General features: G+C 29.6%; 10 protein-coding genes. 7 read left to right on the top strand and 3 right to left on the bottom strand.

Going from position 1 to position 6,669, the window contains the following annotated elements; all coding sequences use genetic code 11:
* Positions 1–79: 79 nt before the first annotated feature.
* The 3 genes from Q0649_RS17675 to Q0649_RS17665 all read left to right on the top strand — a co-directional run bounded on the left by Q0649_RS17675 (position 80) and on the right by Q0649_RS17665 (position 816).
* Complete coding sequence (locus Q0649_RS17675; protein WP_298845103.1) at positions 80–271, top strand: hypothetical protein; 192 nt, start codon at positions 80–82, stop codon at positions 269–271.
* Positions 272–406: 135 nt separating this feature from the next.
* Positions 407–544 (top strand): hypothetical protein, encoded by a 138-nt coding sequence (locus Q0649_RS17670; protein ID WP_298845100.1) that lies wholly within the window; start codon positions 407–409, stop codon positions 542–544.
* The gene (locus tag Q0649_RS17665) at positions 532–816 is read left to right on the top strand and encodes an AEC family transporter (protein WP_298845098.1); all 285 of its coding nucleotides are present in this window, start codon (positions 532–534) and stop codon (positions 814–816) included. The genes Q0649_RS17670 and Q0649_RS17665 overlap by 13 nt, the downstream gene beginning before the upstream one ends.
* An 86-nt stretch (positions 817–902) precedes the next feature.
* Here Q0649_RS17665 and Q0649_RS17660 read toward each other — a convergent pair whose 3' ends face one another.
* Entirely contained in the window at positions 903–1,685 is a 783-nt protein-coding gene (locus tag Q0649_RS17660; RefSeq protein ID WP_298845095.1) for an MFS transporter, read from the bottom strand.
* On the opposite strand from Q0649_RS17660, the gene Q0649_RS17655 reads away from it, so the two are divergent.
* Positions 1,660–2,103: an iron-containing alcohol dehydrogenase gene (locus Q0649_RS17655; RefSeq protein ID WP_298845092.1), complete on the top strand. Its 444-nt coding sequence runs from the start codon at positions 1,660–1,662 to the stop codon at positions 2,101–2,103. The genes Q0649_RS17660 and Q0649_RS17655 overlap by 26 nt on opposite strands.
* A gap of 132 nt (positions 2,104–2,235) precedes the next feature.
* Here Q0649_RS17655 and Q0649_RS17650 read toward each other — a convergent pair whose 3' ends face one another.
* A complete protein-coding gene (locus tag Q0649_RS17650; protein WP_298845090.1) occupies positions 2,236–3,237 on the bottom strand; it encodes a YhdH/YhfP family quinone oxidoreductase in 1,002 nt (333 codons plus the stop codon).
* Between the two features lie 306 nt (positions 3,238–3,543).
* Positions 3,544–3,723 carry a hypothetical protein gene (locus Q0649_RS17645; RefSeq protein ID WP_298845106.1) on the bottom strand — a complete coding sequence of 60 codons (180 nt, stop codon included), beginning with the start codon at positions 3,721–3,723 and terminating at the stop codon, positions 3,544–3,546.
* Between the two features lie 231 nt (positions 3,724–3,954).
* Between Q0649_RS17645 and Q0649_RS17640 the strand changes: the two genes are divergently transcribed.
* The 3 genes from Q0649_RS17640 (at position 3,955) to Q0649_RS17630 (ending at position 6,352) form a co-directional block, all read left to right on the top strand.
* Positions 3,955–4,812, top strand: coding sequence for a MurR/RpiR family transcriptional regulator (locus tag Q0649_RS17640; protein WP_298845087.1), 858 nt, complete (start codon positions 3,955–3,957; stop codon positions 4,810–4,812).
* A 114-nt stretch (positions 4,813–4,926) separates the two neighbouring features.
* Positions 4,927–5,313 (top strand): L,D-transpeptidase, encoded by a 387-nt coding sequence (locus Q0649_RS17635; RefSeq protein WP_298845085.1) that lies wholly within the window; start codon positions 4,927–4,929, stop codon positions 5,311–5,313.
* Between the two features lie 160 nt (positions 5,314–5,473).
* A complete protein-coding gene (locus Q0649_RS17630; RefSeq protein WP_298845082.1) occupies positions 5,474–6,352 on the top strand; it encodes an aldose 1-epimerase family protein in 879 nt (292 codons plus the stop codon).
* Positions 6,353–6,669 lie beyond the last annotated feature (317 nt).

Below are 6,669 nucleotides of genomic sequence, written 5' to 3'. Positions count from 1 at the left end.
CCGTTGATATATAAAGAAAAAACCAAACAAGTAGTGTGAAAAAATTTACACTACCAACAAATCATTGGAGGTAAAAAACATGAAAATTAAAAAAAGTAAATCAATGACAATAGATATGAATGTTTTACAATTAAATTGTAGAAAATTTATAACTTCAGAAATAGGACGGGGAATAGGAATTAAACCTGCTAAAAAAGGAAGAAGAAGTTACAATAGAAAGCAAAAACATCAAACTGATGAGGTTTACCATAAAACTACCTACTTAATGTAGACTATTTGCAAGTATAGTTAAAAATGTTGAGCTTGGTAAACCTATAGAAATAATTTAATAGTAAAAATAAGCAAAGTTGTACTTCGGTATGGCTTTTTTATATTATGGATTATTTTAACGAGAAAATTACTTGGAATGTTATCATCTTTATTAAATATTAGTTTTCCTATTATAATAGATAAAACATTACAGAAATTAGCGGTTATGGCTACACCTTTAGCGTTAATTACAATTGGCGCTGGATTTGAGGGAAAAAAGCATTGGCGAAAATAAAACCAACATTGGTAGCTACTTTTATTAAATTAGTACTTCAAGCAGCAATATTTCTGCCACTAGCAGTGGTTCTAGGATTCCGTGATCAAAAGCTTATTGCTTTGGTAATTATGCTACGGTCTCCAACTACAGTAAGTTGTTATATAATGGCTAAAAATATGAATAACGATGATACTCTGACTTCTAGTATTATTGTAGTAACTACGTTGCTATCGGCATTTACATTAACAATTATAATTTTTACCTTAAAAAGTTTGAGACTAGTGGTATAAATTAATTTGTAATTGATAAGAAAGAAAAGCACACCCGGAAAAATTATCGGATGTGCGTCTATTTACAAATTTATATTATTTATTACCTATTTATCAATACTAACTTCTTGCCAAACATCTTTATATTTATATCCAGTAAGGTCTTCAACAACTTCTTTTGTTTTCTGATCAACATCAAGTTTTGAACCATTGTTTTTTAATCGTTCAATTTCTTTTGTTAATATGATATGTGTTTGTTTATTTAATTTAAAAGTAAAGGTTATCAGTAAAGCCATCACAAGTAATACAATAGATCCAATAACCATAGTGTATGCAATTACGTGCATGACTTGAGGTGTTTGTGTCGTCTTACCCTTAACAAAACCTCCATACTGCAATATAAGTCCAACCATAAGTGTAGCAAGTGCTACACTACTCTTTCTAGTGAAAGTCATAACTGCTGCGAACAGTCCTTCTCGTCTTTTTCTAAAAGCTATTTCATCTACATCTGGAATGAAAGGGAATACATTCCATGGAGTGAATATTAATATACATACACCGATTTGATACACAATGGAAATTATAAATAAAATAACAATCTTAGATCCTGGATTGAGTAAATATACACCATAATACCCTAGTAAACATACAATCATTGTAGAATAAGCTATCTTAAATAAATTAGATGGGCCTACTTTAATCATCAAAAATCCTGCAAGGATAGTTACAGGTATACCAACAATACTAAGTGAAAGCAAATTGGCAGCCAGAGTAGCTGTAACTTTTAAATCGTAAACGCAGAAGAATAGAAATGTAGCATTAAAAACATCTTTAGCTGTAAATGATAATATATAAATAGCTAAAATGTGGTGTGGAAGTTTATCACACAACGGACTTACAGGTCTTGGTGCGGCAACGGATTTTGCTCCACATCAAATTGGCCACGAGCTAAGTGGTAAGTTTGACGTAGCTCATGGTGCTAGCCTTTGTGCAATTTGGGGTTCTTGGGCTAAGTATTGTTATAAGGCTAAACCAGAACGTTTCACACGCTTTGCAAAACAAGTATGGGGAATTGAAAAGGGGAGTTATGAAGAAACAGGGCATGCAGGAATGGATGCAACGGTTGAGTTCTTTACCTCACTGGGTATGCCTACATGCTTTACAGAATTAGGTATAGGAGTGCAAAATGAAGAAATACTTGCTGAACTGGCTGATCGCTGTGTATTCTACGGCAAGCGTAGGGTTGGAAGCTTTAAAAAACTTGATAGAGAAGATACTTATCAAATTTATAAATTGGCAAATCGTTAATAAGTCACATTGTATGTAGTGTAAGTTATGAATATGAAATATGAATATTATAATTCATATTCCATATTAGAAATTTTTACATTATAGATTTAATAAAATTACCTTCAGTTTGTTTTTAGCCGATTGTTTAATTTATAAATCAAGATTAACTATAGTTCTACCTTTATGGTTACCACTTAATATCATATCTATTTTTTCACTTAATTCATTAAGTGATACTTCATCAACATTAGCATCTAAATTATCAGGTTTCCAATCTGAGGATAGTTTATCCCAAATTTTAAGCCTAATATCCATAGGACAGTTAACAGAATCAATTCCTAGCAATGAAATCCCTTTTAAGATAAAAGGATAGACTGAACTTGAAAATTGATCGGAAGCAATATTTCCACAGCAGGTAACGCTACCTCCATAATTAGTAGATTTAATTGCTGTAGATAACATATTGCCACCTACAGTATCTATTACTCCAGCCCATCTACTCTTTAAAAGTGCTCTTCCAGAATTGTCATCTAAGTCATTCCTATCGACTATATGTTTAGCACCAATTCCAAGTAGCATTTCTTTTTCAGAAGATTTTCCTGTGGCAGCTGTGACATTGTAACCGATCTTAGTTAATATTGAAATTGCGGTGCTACCGACACCACCCGTAGATCCTGTTACTAATATATCACCGTCACTAGGTTTAACACCTGAGTTAATTAGTTTATAAATGGATAGTGCAGCAGTGAATCCAGCAGTGCCAAATATCATACTCTCTCTTAGTGTAAGGTGATCTGGAAGATTTACAACCCATTTATCAGGAACTCTAATATATTCCGCATAACCTCCGAATGTACCCATACCTAAATCATATCCTGTTACAAGCACCTTATCGTTAACTTTAAAATTGCTATTATAGCTTTCAACTACAATGCCTGCAGCATCTATTCCTGGAGTGTGTGGATAAACTCTAGTTACTCCTTTATTGCCAGTGGCAGAAAGAGCGTCCTTATAGTTAAGTGAAGAATATTTTACACTTATTAGTACATCACCTTCAGGTAAATCATCAATTTGTCTATTTACAATTTGTCTTACAAATTCATTTTTTTCTGTTTCTGATACTAACATTGCTCTAAACTTAGTATTATCCATTTCCGACTCCTTTTCAAAATATAGATTTATGTAGAATTAATCATATTAAAATATGTACTTATTTGATTTACTGATACTAAACATAAGTTACCCACTAAGTTATTAACTTATGCTTAGTAACAAACACTTTAGTCACCTCGGTCACAGATTTTATTTGTTAGCAAATTTATTTACCATAAAATACAAAATAAAAGGAGGCACCTCTTGAAATGATTTTTATCATTTTGAGATACCGCCAGTTTAACAATTAATGGTTGTTATTTTCTGATATTTAGGGTGCTATATATGTAAGATAAATTATTTATATTAAAATTTTCTATACTTTGTCTTTTTACATTTAGGACAAGGAGGTAAAGTATCAGTAGTATCATCTAAAACTACCTTTTGACCGCAAATTTTACAAACATATTTTCCATTCCCAGGTTTATCACCAGTTGAGTATATCATATATAATTCACCTCTTCTTTTTAGTACATTATAGCCAATTTAATTTTAGCATAGTATAATTATTTTAACAACATTATAGGACTATGTACAAATAGCCTTAATAATTTTAGCTATTTATGTCCTAAAATAAGATAAAGATTACACAAATTGAATAATTCATTGAAACCGAGTTCAATAGATGATAAAATGAAATAAAAATTACATACTATTATATATTTAATATTTTAATTTTAGCTAGTTGGAATTAATATAGAAAGGGTTGGGCTAATTATGGAAAATAACAGACAAGATTTGATGAGAACTATTCAAATTAAATTTCCACGTTTAAGTAAAGGTCAAAAACTTATAGCCGAATATATTCTAAATCACTATGATAAAGCAGCGTTTATGACAGCTGATAAGTTGGGGGATAGCATAGGAGTAAGTGAATCAACTGTTGTGAGATTTGCAACAGAATTGGGATTTAGTGGGTATCCTAAATTACAAAAATCTCTTCAACAATTAATTAGAAATAAATTAACAACTGTGCAAAGAATTGAATTATCTAATGAATACATAACTCAAGAAAATGCACTCAAGAATGTATTAAAAGCTGATATGGAAAATATTAAAACTACTTTGGAAAATATAAATTATGAAACTTTTGATGATATAGTAAATTCTTTATTTAAAGCCAAAAAAATATATATAATTGGACTTCGTGACTCATCTTCATTAGCTGAATTTTTAGGCTTTTATTTAAATCTTATTTTAGATAATGTTAAGGTAGTCGCCTATGGAGTTAGTGATATATTCGAGCAGATGCTTAATGTTAATGAACATGACATAGTCATTGGTATAGGTTTTCCTAGGTATACTATGAGAACAATTGAAGCTTTAGATTTTGCTAAAAGTAAAAATGCTAATATTGTCGTAATTACAGATAGTTTATTATCTCCATTAGCGGAGAAGGCGGATCATACGTTAATAGCACAAAGTAATATGACTTCATTCGTTGATTCCTTAGTAGCACCACTTAGTGTAATAAATGCATTAATCATTGCAGTGGGATTAAGAGAAAAAGAAAAAATTTCAAGTACATTTTCTACTTTAGAGGAGATTTGGAAAGAATATAAAGTTTATAAATGAATCTATTGATGAAAATGGTAAAAAGGATTTATAAGCATTTCTGAAACGTTGTTTTGGGACAATTTATACTATTTGTAATAGTATAAATTAGATTACTCTATATTTGGAGGAAATATGTTTATACGTTATTACAATTATGATGAAGAAAGTTTATATCGTGTAATTAGATACAATATTATAGTTAATATTGATGCTAAAAAATTAACTTTATTTAAGGATGGAAAGGTATTTAAAACATATTCTATAGCAACAGGTAAAACTACTACACCTACACCCAAGGGGACTTTTAAAATTATAAATAAGGCTTTCAACCCCGGTGGACCATTTGGTGTAAGATGGCTTGGGTTAAATATTCCTGGTGGAGACTATGGAATTCACGGCACTAATAATCCAAGTTCTATTGGTAAGTCGGTTTCTAATGGATGTATCAGAACTTTCAACAACAATATAATTGAACTTTATAATTTAGTACCAGTTGGAACCTCAGTAAAAATCGTTTGAAAGTGTAATACTAATATACTAACTTTATGTTAGTATATTTTAATATTTTTTATTGTTTAATACTAATTAATTTACAATATTAGCAACATGCATATTAATGGGATATAAATATTGCAGAATGACACATAGTAAATAAAAGTATATAGGAAGGAAGTATTTGATGATTTATTCTTTAGAGAATACAAAAATTAAAATAACAGCTAGTACTCGTGGAGCAGAACTACATTCTATAACTGGGAAAAAGGAAGGAACGCAGTATCTTTGGAATGGAGACCCTGAATATTGGAAATATCATTCTCCAATTTTGTTTCCAATTATAGGAAATTTAGTAGGTTCAAAATATAGGATTGATGAAAAAGAATACGAATTACCATCTCATGGATTCGGTAGGATATCAGATTTTAAATTTGTAGAACAAACTGATAATTCAATTACTTTTGAACTAGAGTATTCTGAAGAAACTATGAAAAGATACCCATATAAATTTTCTTTACATATTAATTATACAATTGAAGAGAATATTGTTAAAGTAAATTATAATGTTATAAATTTAGATGATAAGGATATAACATTTTCAATAGGTGCACATCCTGCGTTTATGTGTCCAATTGAAAAAAACGAAAAATTAGAAGACTATTACCTTAAATTTAATAAGGAAGAAACAAGTGATAGAATGGAAATAACTAAAGATGGCTATTTTTCACATAATAGAAAAGAAGGTTTAGTGGATAGTGATATCATGATTTTATCAAAAGATCTATTTAAAGAAGATGCTTTAGTATTTGATAATTTAAAATCCGATAAAATAACCATAAAATCAAAAAATCATAAGAAGTCTGTATCTGTTGAATTTAAAGGATTCCCGTATATAGGAATATGGGCACCCAAAGGAGGAGCACCATTTTTATGTATAGAACCTTGGTTTGGACATGCAGATTATGAAGATTTTACTGGTGAATTTAAAGAGAAAGAGGGGTCAATTTTATTAACTAGTGGAAAAGAGTTTAAATATAGTTATAAGATATCTATTGTAGAATAATAAAAGATTATTATTGATTTAATGTTAATAATATTGTGAATATTTAAATCATTTTACCATGTGTATCCGAATGAGGAATGTTGAAGTATTTAGACGTACATGTAGAAATATAGAGTTAATTCTATTAGAATCCATTTATGATAAAAGTCACTTGTTATATATATGATAGAATACTCCTTGTCGTCACATAGAAGTGGCGAGCTAAACAAATTGTTAATTACAATTTATTAGATTTTAATTTAAATTTCTTATAAAGAAGTAGTTGACAAAACAAGAAAAACCTAGTATTATAGTAGAAGTCGTCACATGATGACAAA

Origin of the sequence: uncultured Clostridium sp. (assembly GCF_937920395.1) — a bacterium.
Lineage (GTDB): Bacteria > Bacillota > Clostridia > Clostridiales > Clostridiaceae > Clostridium_AD.
This window is presented reverse-complemented; position numbering and strand designations above follow the sequence as displayed.